Below are 13625 nucleotides of genomic sequence, written 5' to 3'. Positions count from 1 at the left end.
GCAGTCGCGGTGAGAGCGAGCAGGAGAGCTGTGCCGCGCGCGAAACGGGATGTCATGGCGGGTGTCCGAATGTTCTGAAAGTTGCTGTCGAGGCCGGTTTCGCTACAGAAGACGTCTCGGCTAGGAGACGAGACCCTGCTCTTTAGCCTGATCCAGCAGTCGCTGGGCCTCGGCCTCGGCTGCCGCCGCATGACCACGCAATGTCTCGTCGTCCTCCAGATGGCCGCGCATGATCGCAACCTGCTTGATGATCTCGGAAACGCCCTGGAAGGCCAGCATGACGAAGCCGATTACAACCAGTCCCTTGGCCGGCCACTGCGGCAAGCCGCCTGCGGACATGGACTGTTCGTTGATCGCATAGGAGCGAACGAAGAACGGCCAGGAATGATAGACAATCAGCAGGCAGAACGGCATCAGGAACAGCGTATGGCCGATCAGTTCGATCCATTGCTGGACCTTCTTCGGCAGGTGACTGTTCACGATGTCGATGCGGATGTGTTCTTTGACCTGCATCGTCCATGACGCACAGAACAGGAAGACCGCTCCGAACAACATCCATTGCAGTTCGAGCCACGCATTTGACGAAACGTTGAACACCTTGCGAACGATCGCGTTCAAGGTGGCAACGATGACAGCGAGCAAAATCAGCCACGCTGCCTTCTTGCCGATCTGCAAATTGATCGCGTCGATCGTCCGGCTTATTGCGAGAAGGCCATTCATGGTGCGCTCCAGCGGTCTTTAGCAGCCCGAATTAACTATCATCGGCGAGCAAGGCGACCGGTATAGGACCGCACTCTCACGGGCAAGCCCGTCTCTCGTATCCGTTTGGCGTAGATCCAACAGAGACGATAACGGCCAGCCACAGCGGGCTGACCGCGGAATCTGTCGGGTCGTTGCCAGCAATTACCGCGCTTTTCGTCTCCGCCACAAGCGGGCGATACGTCAGTCGGTGGCGAAGGCCGAACCGGCAACGGCCCGGTCACACTGGAACGCGGCAAAAGTGCCTTCAATGTTTCGGCCGAACTCTTGTAGCCTGCGCGCGATCCAGGGAGAGCCAAGACGATGTCGGACGAGCAGACCGGAATGCGCAAGGGTTTGGCCAATTACGGCGATGCCGGATTTTCCCTGTTTCTGCGCAAGGCCTTCATCAAGGCGATGGGCTATTCCGACGACGCGCTCGACCGGACGATCATCGGCATAACCAACACGTTCTCCGGTTATAATGCCTGTCACAAGAACGTCCCCGACATGATCGAGGCCATCAAGCGCGGCGTGTTGCTCGCCGGCGGCTTGCCCATCGAATTTCCGATCGTCTCCATCGCGGAATCCTTCACGCACCCGACCTCGATGTTTCTCCGCAACCTCATGGCGATGGACACCGAAGAGCTTGTGCGCGCCCAGCCCATGGACGCCGTCGTGCTGATCGGCGGCTGCGACAAGACAGTTCCTGCCCTGCTGATGGGCGCCGTTAGCGCCGATGTCCCGGCCATCCTCACAGTGACCGGGCCGATGATCACCGGGCATCACAAGGGCGAACGCCTCGGTGCCTGTACGGATTGTCGGCGGCTCTGGGCCCAGCACCGGGCCGGCGCGATCGACGAAGCCGAGATCGAGGTCATCAGCGGCCGCCTCGCCCCGGGACCTGGCACGTGCATGGTGATGGGCACGGCCAGCACGATGGCGCTGATGTCCGAGGCCATGGGGATGATGCTGCCGGGCGGAGCGGCGATACCCGCCGTCTCGGCCGACCGCCTGCGTCATGCCGAGGCGACGGGGGCTCGCGCCGTCGCGATCGCTCGTGAAAAGCTGCGCCCGAGCCAGATCATCACCGAACGGTCGCTCAAGAACGCGTTGCGCATCCTTCAGGCGACCGGCGGCTCGACCAATGGCCTGGTCCATCTCGCGGCCATCGCCGGGCGGATCGGCATCGACCTGGACATGGAGGAGTTCGACCGCATGGGCGCGGACACGCCCGTCCTCGTCGATCTGAAACCATCCGGCCAGCACTACATGGAGGACCTCCACAAGGCCGGCGGCCTGACCACGATCATGCGCGAGATCATGGAGGTGCTCGACACCGATTGCCTGACCGTGACGGGCAAGTCCTTGGGCGAGAACATCGCGGATGCCGAGCCTGGCTGGGCGCAGACTGTCGTGCGCGCCCTTGCCGATCCCATCCATACCGGAGGCGGTCTCAGGCTGCTGCGTGGGAATCTTGCGCCCAACGGCGCCATCATCAAGCAATCGGCGGCCACGGCGGCGCTGCTCTCGCACACCGGACGGGCGGTGGTGTTCACCTCGCTGCAGGACCTCGCAGAGCGCGTCGACGACCCCGATCTCGACGTGACGGCGGACGATATCCTCGTGCTGCAGAACGCGGGGCCCAAAGGCGCGCCCGGGATGCCGGAAGCCGGATATCTGCCGATTCCGAAGAAGCTCGCGGCCCAGGGCGTCAAGGACATGGTGCGCATTTCCGACGCCCGGATGAGCGGTACCGCCTTCGGCACGATTGTCCTCCACGCCAGCCCCGAGGCGGCCATCGGCGGCCCGATCGGCCTGATCCGCGACGGTGACAAGATCCGCCTCGATGTGGGCAGCGGCGAACTGCAGCTGCTCGTCGACGAGGACGAACTCGCAAGGCGAAAGGCGGCATGGACCGCTCCCGTCATGGCAGGCTCCGAGCGAGGCTACTACAAACTCTACGCAGAGCAGGTGACCCAGGCCGAGCAGGGTTGCGACTTCGCCTTCCTGCGCAAGTCGCCCCCACCCGGCCCCATATTCTAGCCACAATAGCGGGCCTGCTACTTTACGAATTCGAGCGATTTCGCGGGCGCAGAAGCTGCCACCTCGCAGGAACTGCACGGATTTTCCGCGAGATCCGTGTCGGCATTGTTGAATTTTTACGGCCCGCAGTGAACCAAAATGCGGCCGACACGTTCTCCTGTCATCCCGCTTCTTGCGGATATTGATAGGAGGACAACATGTTGAAGCGTAGTATCGCAGTTACGTCCATTGGCTGCGCGATGTTCGCGGCAGCAGCATTTGCTCAGACCAGCGCGCCGAGCACTGCCCCCTCCGCGCCGGCAGTCGCGCCCAGCACCACATCAGATACCGCGAAAGTCCCCTCGCAGAACTTGGCGGGACAGGGCAAATGGCGCGCCTCCAAGCTGATGGGCGTCGACATCTACGGCCCCGACGACAAGAAGGTCGGCGACGTGACCGAGGTGCTGTTCGACAAGACCGGCAATATCGAGATGGTGACCGTCGGTGTCGGCGGCTTCCTCGGCATCGGCTCCAAGGATGTGGCGATCCCATTCGAGCAGGTAAAGTGGAGCGATGAGCCCATCGCTGCTGCGGCCCCGGCTCCCGCGCCCGCCGGCGGATCGGCTGGCATGGCCACGGCCCCCGCTTCCACTCCCGCCGCGATGAACACGCCGAAGGTACCGGCGATGTATCCCGACCATGGCAAGATCACCATGACGAAGGACCAACTGAACAGTGCGCCTGCTGTGACCTATAGCGGTAGCTGATCTGTAATCGGTGTTGCGTAGCGTCGTGTAAGTGGCCCGCCTTCCTCGGAAGGCGGGCTTTTCATGCCGCTGATCAGCGCATCGCGCCGATGGTCGCCATGATCGCCGGAAAGGCCTCGGGTAGATCGTCGGCGATCAGGCCAAACCCCAGTGCTTCGCCCGCCTTGCCATGCACCCAGACGGCAGCGCATGCGGCCTCGAATGCCGGCATGCCCTGTGCGAGCAGCCCGGCGATCAGCCCGCCGAGCACATCGCCCGATCCCGCCGTGGCGAGCGCGCTCGAGCCTGTGGTGTTGATCGCGGCGCGTCCATCGGGGGACGCTATGACGCTGTCGGCGCCCTTCAGAACCACGATGGCGCCTGACACAGTTGCGGCGCGCCGTGCGCGGTCCAGCTTGGACGGCATCGCGGCGATTGCCTCGTCGCGTCGGAACAGTCGCGAGAATTCACCCTCATGCGGTGTCAGCACGCAAGGCGCTCCGCGTTTTTCACAGGCGCGCCGCAGAAATGCGATCGATTGCCCTGCCAGCAGGGTGAGGGCATCGGCATCGAGCACAAGAGGGATCGCGCGACGCAACATGGCGAACACGCCCTGCCCTGCCCGTGCATTGAGCCCCAGCGCCGGCCCCGCGAGTCCCGCCGACAGGCGCGGGTCATCTAGCAGCCTCTCGAGCGACGCCATGTCGGGAATCGGGCGCTGCATCAGCGCGTCTGGGCCCCGGGCGGCATGTGCTGCCAGCGCCTCGGGCTGGCAGGCGATCGTCGCCAGGCCTGCCCCGCTGCGGAGCGCGGACCGAGCGCTCAGGCGCGGCGCCCCGACGCCGGCTAGCCCGCCCGCCAGCACCAGCACCGAGCCGCGCCGGAATTTATGCGTATCGCCCGCGTGGTGGGGCCATGCGTGCCGCCACAGCGCGGGGGCATTGCAGAACGCCGTTGGCTGCCGCGGCCCGGCGAATGCGATCGTGGGATCGATGCCGATATCGGCGAGGGTCACGAGGCCGCACAACCCTCGACCGGGCTGGAGCAGGTGCCCGGGCTTCAAGCGAAAAAAGGTCACGGTCTCGCTGGCCCGGACAACCGGACCGGTGGCCTGCCCGCTGTCACCCGAAACGCCGCTCGGGACGTCGACGGCGATAACCGGGCGCCCGGCCTTGTTGACGGCCTCGACGAGTTGCGCCAGCGCGCCCTCAAGCGGGCGGCTCAGGCCAGCGCCGAACAAGGCGTCAACGACGAGATCGAAGTCGCCGGGGGCGACCGCATCTGCCGCCGCGATCGGGCCGTCCCAACGCCCTGCCATTGCGGCGGCGTCGCCGCCGAGTGCAGAGCCCTGGCCTGCCGAGGCCAAGGCAACAGCCAGGCCGCGCTGGCGCAGGAGCCGCGCCGCCACGAAGCCATCGCCGCCATTGTTGCCGGGCCCGCACAGCACGAGCACCTTCGCCCCTGCCCTGACGCGACGCGTCACGGCATCGGCCACAGCCCGCCCGGCGTTCTCCATCAGCTGCAGCCCGGGTGTCCCAGCGGCAATCGCCGCCTGGTCGGCCGCGGCCATCTCGGTGGTGCTCAACAGCTCCATAGGAGGCTCGATGATCTCGCTCATGGGCGCATCATCCGATGCCACCGCGCATACGGGCAAGAGAAAGGCGGCCGCAGGCCCGCAGAAGGTGCATATGCATAATAAATATGCATATGCTGACTATATGGGCTGATTTCTGCCTCATCATCAGGCTGATCGAGCCTTTCTACCGCATGGCGGGGGCCCGACGCCGATGCTATGAGCAAGGCAGTGGGTTTGGCCAGATCTGCAGATGTCGTCGACCGCCGTTCGGCGCGCCGGCATCGGGAGATGGGCGACCTTCAGGGTCCGGGCGACGCTCCGGGCCAGTCACGCGCGAAGGAGGCCGGTCGGCGCATGAAGAAGATCGAGGCGATCATCAAGCCGTTCAAGCTGGACGAGGTGAAAGAGGCGCTTCAGGAGGTCGGGCTTCAAGGCATCACGGTGCTCGAAGCCAAGGGCTTCGGCCGACAGAAGGGGCACACCGAGCTTTATCGTGGCGCCGAGTATGTCGTCGATTTTCTGCCGAAGGTGAAAATCGAGATCGTGCTGGCCGACGAAATGGTCGAAGCCGCGATCGAGGCCATCAAGAAAGCGGCCCAGACCGGCCGCATCGGCGATGGCAAGATTTTTGTATCGACGATCGAGGGGGCGATCCGCATCCGTACCGGCGAGTCCGGCGCGGACGCGATCTGAGGGCTTCATCCCCAACCCGCGAGTTCTTATCCCTGCGGTCGCCAACAACCGCGGGGGTCGAGTTGACGTTTGAAAAACTGCTGACAAGAGGATTGCAGACATGAAGACCGCCAAGGATGTCCTGAAGGCGATCAAGGACAACGACGTAAAATACGTCGACTTCCGCTTCACCGACCCGCGCGGCAAGTGGCAGCATGTGACCTTCGACATCACGATGATCGACGAGGACATCTTCGCCGAGGGCACGATGTTCGACGGCTCCTCGATCGCCGGCTGGAAGGCCATCAACGAATCCGACATGCTGCTGATGCCGGACCCGACCACGGCCTGCATGGATCCGTTCTTCTCGGCCGCCACCATGGTCATCACCTGCGACGTGCTCGAGCCGTCGACCGGCGAGCCCTACAACCGCGATCCGCGCGGCATCGCCAAGAAGGCTGAGGCCTATCTGAAGTCGACCGGTATCGGCGACACCTGCTATGTTGGCCCGGAAGCCGAATTCTTCGTCTTCGACGACGTCAAGATCGCTGCCGACCCCTACAACACCTCGTTCCAGCTCGATAACGTCGAACTGCCGACCAACGGCATGACCGACTACGAGGGCGGCAACCTCGGCCACCGCATCGCGACCAAGGGCGGCTACTTCCCCGTCCCGCCGCAGGATTCGGCCCAGGACATGCGCGGCGAGATGCTTGCGGCCATGGCTGCCATGGGCGCCAAGGTCGAGAAGCACCACCACGAGGTCGCTTCCGCCCAGCACGAACTCGGCCTGAAGTTCGACACCCTGACCCACATGGCCGACACCATGCAGGTCTACAAGTACGCGATCCACAACGTCGCCCAGAGCTACGGCAAGACCGCGACCTTCATGCCGAAGCCGATCTATGGCGACAACGGCTCGGGCATGCACGTCCACCAGTCGATCTGGAAGGCTGGCAAGCCGATCATGGCCGGCAACAAGTATGCCGACCTGTCGCAGGAGTGCCTGTGGTACATCGGCGGCATCATCAAGCACGCCAAGGCGCTGAACGCCTTCACCAACCCGTCGACGAACTCCTACAAGCGTCTCGTCCCGGGCTATGAGGCCCCCGTGCTGCTGGCCTACTCGGCCCGCAACCGTTCGGCGTCCTGCCGTATTCCGTGGACGACCTCGCCGAAGGCCAAGCGCGTCGAGGTTCGCTTCCCCGATCCGATGGCGAACCCCTATCTCGCGTTCGCAGCCCTGCTGATGGCCGGCCTCGACGGCATCCAGAACAAGATCGATCCGGGCCCGGCGATGGACAAGGATCTCTACGATCTTCCCCCGCGCGAGCTGAAGAAGATCCCGACGGTTTGCGGTTCGCTCCGCGAAGCTCTGGAAAACCTCAAGAAGGACAACGCCTTCCTCAAGGCCGGCGGCGTCTTCAACGACGATTTCATCGAGAGCTACATCGAACTGAAGATGCAGGACGTGATGCGTTACGAAATGACGCCGCACCCGGTCGAATTCGCGATGTACTACTCGTACTGAGCCGAAAGGCTCAGGGGATCGAGTTCCTCCCAGCCGCTGGTGCAGCGGTTGACTTCAAGCCGGGGCGGCGACGCCCCGGCTTTTTTGTGCGGGCGGTTCCGGCGGCGTTCGAGGTTGGCAAGGATCTTGCCGCGAGCCGGCAGTCGCGGCTAGGCACTCGCCTCGTGCGGCGCGCTGTCGACCAGCAATCGGTTGTAGGCTGCGATGGTGCGCTCGACATGGCGCTGCGTGGTCAGCGGATCGGCCCAGTAACGGCGATAGGCCGCCGCGCCCATGGCAGCCGCGGTCGAATCGTCCTTGAGGCGCGTCAACGCCGCCGCCAGACCCTGCACGTCTCCACTGTCGACGAGGAGCCCGTCCTCGCCGTCGACGATCCAGCTCGCCGGACCGGTTGTGCGCGCCAGGATGACCGGTACGCCCAGCGAACGCGCCTCGGCGATCACGAGCGGGCCCGGCTCGTACCAGAGCGACGGCAGGACAAGGCAGCGCGCCTGCGCGATCTCGTCAAAGACCTCGTCAGCTGCAACCCAGCCCCGGACTTCAGCCTCGGGATTTATGCGCGCGATCACGTCCGCCAAGGGGCCCTCACCGACGAACCGCACCGGTATTCCGGCACCGAGTGCGGCCTGCGCCAGCACGTCTCCTGCCTTTTCCTGCGTGAAGCGTCCAAGGAACAGTGCGTGGCGATTGCCGGCCACAGGCGCGGGCTGACGCCGCGGTGCCTCCATCATGTTCTCGACCACGGCATGCCGTGCTCCAGCCGGCAGGAACGGCTCGGCAAAGCGGCGGGCGAAGTCGCTGACATGCAGGAAGAGCGGCGCGCGCAGGCCGCGCATCGCGTCGTCGGAGCGCCATTGCCGGGCGACGCGAACCAGCTTGTGAACGTAGGATGCCCGGTCGCAATTCGAGGTTATGCAAGCAACGGACATCGGCTTCAGCCGGCAGGGAGCGCCCGCCTTGAAGTCGAAATAGCCGCCGACGGGGCAGAACGAAAAATAGTCGTGCATGGTGATTGCGACCGGGAGGCCGCTTTCGCCAGCCGCCGCGATCGCCGCGGGGCTGAACGCCTTGGTCCACTGGTGAAGATGGACGATCGTTCCGGCGGGCTGGCGAGCAAGCAATCCGGCGAGGAATTCGTGAGCCGGCTGGTTCCAGATGCCCTGGCGCGCGGCGGCAAGCTTGCTGCCGACCTTCCAGACCTCCTGCCCCGGGAACATCTCGACCTGGATGCGCGGATGGCTCAGCCGCTCCGACACCGGGCCGATGGCGCAGGCGAAGACGATGTCGACGCCGGCCTCGGCGAGTCCTCGTGCGCTCTCGATCGCGACCTTTGCGGCGCCGCCATTGACCGACCCGAAATCGCTGATGATGACGCTGCGCATCGACAAACCCTCCGCAGCCGATCTCTAGGCTGCAAAGGTTGATTTTTCGTCGGAACGGAGCGGTGCCAGCTGGCTAGTGGAGCGCGATGACCGCAACCGCCACTACAGAGCCTAATCCGGTGAAGGCCCAGAACAGCGGCGCCTGGAGCCAGGAGCTTCCGGAGATGCCGCTCAGCTCCTCGTGACCGAAGGATTCACCGGCAAAACGCTGAGCGCGCTCCAGGCCGGCCAAACGCATGCTGACGACTGACTGACGCGACACGACGTATTCTCCCCTGCCTGAAATGATAGCACTTCGTGCGTTCCCGCATAGGCCTCTTGCAGTTCGACCAATGTCTGACGCGCAGGGTTAACGCGGCCTGAACCCCGCCGGTTCCGGGATGCGATTTCACATATTGACATGACGACCACGCGACGGACCGACGCAGCCCGCACAAGGTGTCGCTTGCTGCTTTTTCCTCAGGCTTTTTGCGCTTATAGCCACTGCTGCAGCGCGGGATCCCCGCGTCTGCGCTAGTGTTTTGAGTTGCGAATCAGGAGCGGGCTGGCGATGGCGGAGAATGGCGATCTTTTCGGAGCGGATGCGGACCGGCCGCTGCCGGTACTGCCCAGCCCGGAAGCGCGCGCCGTCAAGCCTGCGCGCGAACAGCCCCAGGCCCCCCGCAACGGGACATTGTCCGAGGCGGGATACGACGCATCCGCGATCGAGGTGCTCGAGGGACTGGAGCCGGTACGCCGGCGCCCGGGCATGTATATCGGAGGCACCGACGAGCGCGCCCTGCACCACCTCTTCGCGGAGGTGATCGATAATGCAATGGACGAGGCTGTGGCCGGCCACGCCAGCTTCATCGATGTCGAGGTTCTAGATGACGGCTCGATCGCCGTGACAGACAACGGGCGCGGGATTCCGATCGATCCGCACCCCAAGTTTCCCGGCAAATCCGCGCTCGAAGTCATCATGACGACGCTGCATGCCGGCGGAAAGTTCGATTCGAAAGCCTATGAGACCTCGGGCGGCCTGCATGGTGTCGGCATCTCGGTCGTCAACGCCCTGTCCGACCAGCTCGAGGTCGAGGTTGCGCGCGGCCAGATGCTCTACCGCCAGAGATTCTCGCGTGGCCTGCCGCAGGGCCCGCTAGAGACGGTCGGCCGCGTCGCCAACCGTCGCGGCACCCGTGTGCGCTTCCACCCGGACGCTCAGATCTTCGGCGAAGCCGCGCATTTCGTTCCGGCCCGCCTGTTCCGCATGGCGCGCTCCAAGGCCTACCTGTTCGGCGGAGTCGAGATCCGCTGGCGCTGCGCCCCTGCCCTGCTGAAGCCGGAAGGCGACGTCGCGGCCGAGGCGGTGTTCAAGTTCCCAGGCGGCCTGCGCGACTATCTCGGCCGCGAGATCGAGGGCAAGGACCTTGTCGCCGAGCCGATCTTCGCGGGCAAGATCTCCAAGGACGGCGGCCACGGCTCGCTTGAATGGGCGATTGCGTGGCTTGCCACCGGCGAGGACGGCTTCTCCTCCTCGTATTGCAACACGATCCCGACGCCCGAGGGCGGCACCCACGAGCAGGGCCTGAGAATTGCCCTGCTGCGCGGCCTGCGCGACCATGCCGAGCGCCTGGGCCAGTCCAAGCGCATGGCGCATGTCACCTCCGACGACGTGATGGCGACCTGCGCCGCTATGCTTTCTGTGTTCATCCGCGAGCCGGAGTTCCAGGGCCAGACCAAGGACAAGCTCGCCACGCTCGAAGCCTCGCGCATCGTCGAGAACGCGATCCGCGACGCCTTCGACCATTGGCTGGCCGCCGCGCCGCAGCAGGCGCTGAAGCTGCTCGACTGGTCGGTCGACCGCGCCGAGGAACGGCTGCGCCGGCGCCTCGACAAGGAGGTCTCGCGCAAGACCGCGACGCGCAAGCTGCGCCTGCCCGGCAAGCTCGCCGATTGCTCGAATGCGGGCGCGGCCGGCTCCGAGCTCTTCATCGTCGAGGGCGATTCGGCTGGTGGCTCCGCCAAGCAGGCGCGCAACCGCAAGAACCAGGCGATCCTGCCGTTACGCGGCAAGATCCTCAACGTCGCCAATGCGACGCGCGAAAAGCTCCATGCCAACCAGCAGCTGGCCGACCTGATCCTGGCGCTCGGCTGCGGCATCGGCAGCCAGTTCCGCGAGGATGACCTGCGCTACGAGAAGGTCATCGTGATGACCGACGCCGACGTCGACGGCGCTCACATCGCTTCGCTCCTGGTCACCTTCTTCTGGCGCCAGATGCCGCGCCTGATCGAAAAGGGCCATCTGTACCTCGCGGTACCGCCGCTCTACCGGCTGCAGCACGGCGGCAAGAGCGTCTATGCCCGCAACGACGCGCATAAGGACGAGCTGATCGCATCTGTGTTCAAGGGCAAGAAGCCCGAGATCAGCCGGTTCAAAGGCTTGGGTGAAATGATGCCGGCCCAGCTCAAGGAAACCACCATGGACCCCGCCAAGCGCATCCTGCTGAAGGTCATGGTCGAGCACGACGCGCGCGACGAGACCTCGGACACGGTCGAGCGCCTGATGGGCAACAAGCCCGAGGCACGCTTCATCTTCATCCAGGAGCGCGCCGCGTTTGCCGGCGAACTGATCGACCTCTGATGGTGCAGCCCCGCAGATTTGCAGGGCTGGGCACCAATCCTGCGGGGCTGCAAACGGTCATGACAGCTGGCACCTCTGCCATATGTCGAGCGAACCCCTTACGCGCCGCGATGCAGAGCGTGACGAACTCCACCGCCCTCACCGGCTGCCGTCCCAATGGCCGCTGATCGCATGGGGCAGTCTGCTGCCGCTGCACCTCGACGCGATGCCGATCTGGCAGCGCCCGGCTGGGACGATATCCGGATCTTCCACGCCATCGCCGTCAGCGGGGCGCTGGCCCTGGCGGCGACGCGGCTCGGCCTGAGCGAGGCCACGGTCGCGCGCCGGCTCAAGGCTCTGGAAAGCGGCCTGAGGCTGCAACTGTTTCGCCGCGAGGCCAACCGTTTGGTGCTCACGACAATCGGTTGCGAGCTCGCCGCCAGCGCCGCCGACGTCGAGGCTGCGGCGCGTCGCTTTGCAAGCCATGCCGCTACGGCAAGCGAGGTTCCCGACGCACCGGTCCGCATCACCGCCACGACATCGATCAGCCTCTTCCTGACCATGCATTCGACCTGGATCTCCGCAGCCGCGGGCGGGATCGAGATCGACATCATCAGCACTCGCGACCGGCTCGATCTGGCGCGCGGCGAGGCCGACATCGCCGTCAGGATGCAGCGCATGCCGGAGGGCCCAGGCTATTTCGGTCAGAAGGTCGGCCGACTGGCGCAAGCGCTCTATGTCCGGCGCGATGTCGATCCCGCCAGCGCTCCGATCATCTCGGTCAGCCGCCAGACATCCTCGCGCATTGCCGACCATATCATGGCGTTTGCGGACGGCCGGCCGATTGCCGCGCGGGTCGGCGATTCATCGGCCCGTTATGAAAGCATCCGCTCTGCCGGAGCGCTGTCGATGGCGCCCTGCTTCATGGGGGACGCGGACAGCAGCCTGGTTCGGCTGCAACCGCCGCCGCTGGCCACTGCCGACGAGATCTATCTGGTCTCGCACGCGGTCTCGCGGCAGCGGCCAGCAGTGCTGGCTGTTCTCGTGGCCTTGCGAAAGGTCTTCAAGGCGCATCGCGAGAAACTCGAAGGCGGGCTGGCGCGCCCCTCCGCCGACTGAGTTTCTGCGATTGAAGCAACACTTCGCTAACCGTCTTTTTACCGCTGCCGGCGCAAAGTGACGCAATGGCGCCCGTGCGCCTCGCCATGCGGGAGAGCGCGATGCGCCTGATCGAACTGTTCTGGAAGAACGAGCGCGGCACCATGGTCGCCGATCTCGCCAAGATCTGCGCCGCGATCGGCTTCATTTCCGTCGTGGCCGCGAATTTTGCTTCCAACCAGACCGCCCATCTCGACACCGAGCGTTTAACAGAGATCGCGTCGGCCGCATCGAAGGGCAAGCCGATCGACCCGATCGACCCGCTCGTCACCGGCTCCATCCTGAAGCGCGCCGACCAGACCCGCCTCGACCCCTGCGCCGTCCAGCGCTGAACGGCGAGCGCTAGCCGCGTCTCAGCCTAACCAGGCCAGCAGCTCGCGCGTCACGATTTCGGGCTGCTCGCGCGTGGACAGATGCCCGCAATCGGGCACCGTCACCAGTTTGGCCGTCGCGCCGATGCCTGCTGCGATCTCCTGCGCCTCGGCCGGCGGCGTGATCAGGTCCTCTTCTCCGACCAGGACCAGTGTCGGCACAGTGATAGCCGGCAGCCCGGGTCGCGAATCCGGCCGCGTCATGATCGCCTTCTGCTGGCGAACGAATCCTGCCGCCCCGACAACCTCCGCCATGGCGCGGACCGCGAGACGAAGCGGCTCGTCCGTCAGGCGCGCCGGTGCGACGAGCCTTTGCCAGAGCAAGGTCGTGACATTGTCGAATGCGCCCTTCTCCGCCAGGGCGATCATCTGTTCCCTTGGCGCATTGGTTTCCGCCGTCGCAGGCTTGGCGCTGGTGTCGAGCAGCGCCAGTCGCGTCACCCGGTCCGGGGCCTGGCGCATCACTTCAAACGCGATATAGCCGCCCATTGAGAGCCCGCAGAGGGCAAAACGCGGCGGGGCCGCCGAAAGCAGGCGACGTGCGATATCGGGCAGGTTTTCGTCAAGCGCGTGGTCGGCCACCAGAATCGGGCGGCCGCCTGCGGACAGGCTCGGCCATTGCGGAGCGTACAGGGCGGCGTCGCAGGAGAGGCCGGGAATCAGGACCAGGGGTTCATGCATGGGGTCGATAGCGTCCATCTTGCTCTAGTTTATTGACTTCGCCGCACTTTTTCTGCATTGCACGGAAGTCCGAAGGCGCGCTGGAAAGAGATGTCGCGCCACCGTCGCGGTTGATAGGTCATCCCGCCACGAGTAACCGACCCTGA

Annotated in this window: 12 protein-coding genes; 7 read left to right on the top strand and 5 right to left on the bottom strand. The window is 65.0% G+C overall.

Translation table 11 applies throughout. The features are described from left to right. Window positions 1-120: 120 nt before the first annotated feature. Window positions 121-720 carry a TRAP transporter small permease subunit gene (locus tag AC1D2L_RS11260; protein ID WP_476845961.1) on the bottom strand — a complete coding sequence of 200 codons (600 nt, stop codon included), beginning with the start codon at window positions 718-720 and terminating at the stop codon, window positions 121-123. Between the two features lie 342 nt (window positions 721-1062). Between AC1D2L_RS11260 and AC1D2L_RS11255 the strand changes: the two genes are divergently transcribed. Beyond that, the gene (locus AC1D2L_RS11255; RefSeq protein WP_476845960.1) at window positions 1063-2784 is read left to right on the top strand and encodes an IlvD/Edd family dehydratase; all 1722 of its coding nucleotides are present in this window, start codon (window positions 1063-1065) and stop codon (window positions 2782-2784) included. 197 nt (window positions 2785-2981) lie between these two features. Next, window positions 2982-3530, top strand: a complete 549-nt coding sequence (locus AC1D2L_RS11250) for a PRC-barrel domain-containing protein (protein WP_476845959.1) — start codon at window positions 2982-2984, stop codon at window positions 3528-3530. A gap of 73 nt (window positions 3531-3603) precedes the next feature. Here the strand turns inward: AC1D2L_RS11250 and AC1D2L_RS11245 are convergent, their stop codons facing one another. Beyond that, window positions 3604-5127 carry an NAD(P)H-hydrate dehydratase gene (locus AC1D2L_RS11245; protein ID WP_476845958.1) on the bottom strand — a complete coding sequence of 508 codons (1524 nt, stop codon included), beginning with the start codon at window positions 5125-5127 and terminating at the stop codon, window positions 3604-3606. A 312-nt stretch (window positions 5128-5439) separates the two neighbouring features. Between AC1D2L_RS11245 and AC1D2L_RS11240 the strand changes: the two genes are divergently transcribed. After that, window positions 5440-5778 (top strand): P-II family nitrogen regulator, encoded by a 339-nt coding sequence (locus tag AC1D2L_RS11240; RefSeq protein WP_476845957.1) that lies wholly within the window; start codon window positions 5440-5442, stop codon window positions 5776-5778. A gap of 100 nt (window positions 5779-5878) precedes the next feature. Beyond that, window positions 5879-7288 carry a type I glutamate--ammonia ligase gene (gene glnA, locus AC1D2L_RS11235; protein WP_476845956.1) on the top strand — a complete coding sequence of 470 codons (1410 nt, stop codon included), beginning with the start codon at window positions 5879-5881 and terminating at the stop codon, window positions 7286-7288. Window positions 7289-7437: 149 nt separating this feature from the next. Here glnA and AC1D2L_RS11230 read toward each other — a convergent pair whose 3' ends face one another. Continuing rightward, on the bottom strand, window positions 7438-8670 hold the full coding sequence (locus tag AC1D2L_RS11230; protein WP_476845955.1) for a glycosyltransferase family 4 protein: 1233 nt from the start codon (window positions 8668-8670) through the stop codon (window positions 7438-7440). A gap of 73 nt (window positions 8671-8743) precedes the next feature. After that, window positions 8744-8932 (bottom strand): hypothetical protein, encoded by a 189-nt coding sequence (locus AC1D2L_RS11225; RefSeq protein ID WP_476845954.1) that lies wholly within the window; start codon window positions 8930-8932, stop codon window positions 8744-8746. A gap of 288 nt (window positions 8933-9220) precedes the next feature. On the opposite strand from AC1D2L_RS11225, the gene parE reads away from it, so the two are divergent. From parE to AC1D2L_RS11210, 3 genes are all read left to right on the top strand, one after another. Beyond that, window positions 9221-11290, top strand: a complete 2070-nt coding sequence (gene parE / locus AC1D2L_RS11220) for a DNA topoisomerase IV subunit B (protein WP_476845953.1) — start codon at window positions 9221-9223, stop codon at window positions 11288-11290. 156 nt (window positions 11291-11446) lie between these two features. Next, window positions 11447-12388, top strand: coding sequence for a LysR family transcriptional regulator (locus AC1D2L_RS11215; RefSeq protein WP_476845952.1), 942 nt, complete (start codon window positions 11447-11449; stop codon window positions 12386-12388). 101 nt (window positions 12389-12489) lie between these two features. After that, window positions 12490-12759 (top strand): hypothetical protein, encoded by a 270-nt coding sequence (locus AC1D2L_RS11210; RefSeq protein ID WP_476845951.1) that lies wholly within the window; start codon window positions 12490-12492, stop codon window positions 12757-12759. A gap of 21 nt (window positions 12760-12780) precedes the next feature. Here AC1D2L_RS11210 and AC1D2L_RS11205 read toward each other — a convergent pair whose 3' ends face one another. Then, entirely contained in the window at window positions 12781-13479 is a 699-nt protein-coding gene (locus tag AC1D2L_RS11205) for an alpha/beta fold hydrolase (protein ID WP_476845950.1), read from the bottom strand. Window positions 13480-13625: the final 146 nt, after the last annotated feature.

The sequence above is a fragment of the Allobosea sp. P1_B10 genome (genome assembly GCF_056406735.1).
This window is presented reverse-complemented; position numbering and strand designations above follow the sequence as displayed.

Excerpts from the sequence above, each read along its gene's own strand:
- AC1D2L_RS11260 (WP_476845961.1), bottom strand. The coding sequence starts at position 720 with ATGAATGGCCTTCTCGCAATAAGCCGGACGATCGACGCGATCAATTTG.
- AC1D2L_RS11255 (WP_476845960.1), top strand. The coding sequence starts at position 1,063 with ATGTCGGACGAGCAGACCGGAATGCGCAAGGGTTTGGCCAATTACGGC.
- AC1D2L_RS11250 (WP_476845959.1), top strand. The coding sequence starts at position 2,982 with ATGTTGAAGCGTAGTATCGCAGTTACGTCCATTGGCTGCGCGATGTTC.
- AC1D2L_RS11245 (WP_476845958.1), bottom strand. The coding sequence starts at position 5,127 with ATGAGCGAGATCATCGAGCCTCCTATGGAGCTGTTGAGCACCACCGAG.
- AC1D2L_RS11240 (WP_476845957.1), top strand. The coding sequence starts at position 5,440 with ATGAAGAAGATCGAGGCGATCATCAAGCCGTTCAAGCTGGACGAGGTG.
- glnA (WP_476845956.1), top strand. The coding sequence starts at position 5,879 with ATGAAGACCGCCAAGGATGTCCTGAAGGCGATCAAGGACAACGACGTA.
- AC1D2L_RS11230 (WP_476845955.1), bottom strand. The coding sequence starts at position 8,670 with ATGCGCAGCGTCATCATCAGCGATTTCGGGTCGGTCAATGGCGGCGCC.
- parE (WP_476845953.1), top strand. The coding sequence starts at position 9,221 with ATGGCGGAGAATGGCGATCTTTTCGGAGCGGATGCGGACCGGCCGCTG.
- AC1D2L_RS11215 (WP_476845952.1), top strand. The coding sequence starts at position 11,447 with ATGGCCGCTGATCGCATGGGGCAGTCTGCTGCCGCTGCACCTCGACGC.
- AC1D2L_RS11210 (WP_476845951.1), top strand. The coding sequence starts at position 12,490 with ATGCGCCTGATCGAACTGTTCTGGAAGAACGAGCGCGGCACCATGGTC.
- AC1D2L_RS11205 (WP_476845950.1), bottom strand. The coding sequence starts at position 13,479 with ATGCATGAACCCCTGGTCCTGATTCCCGGCCTCTCCTGCGACGCCGCC.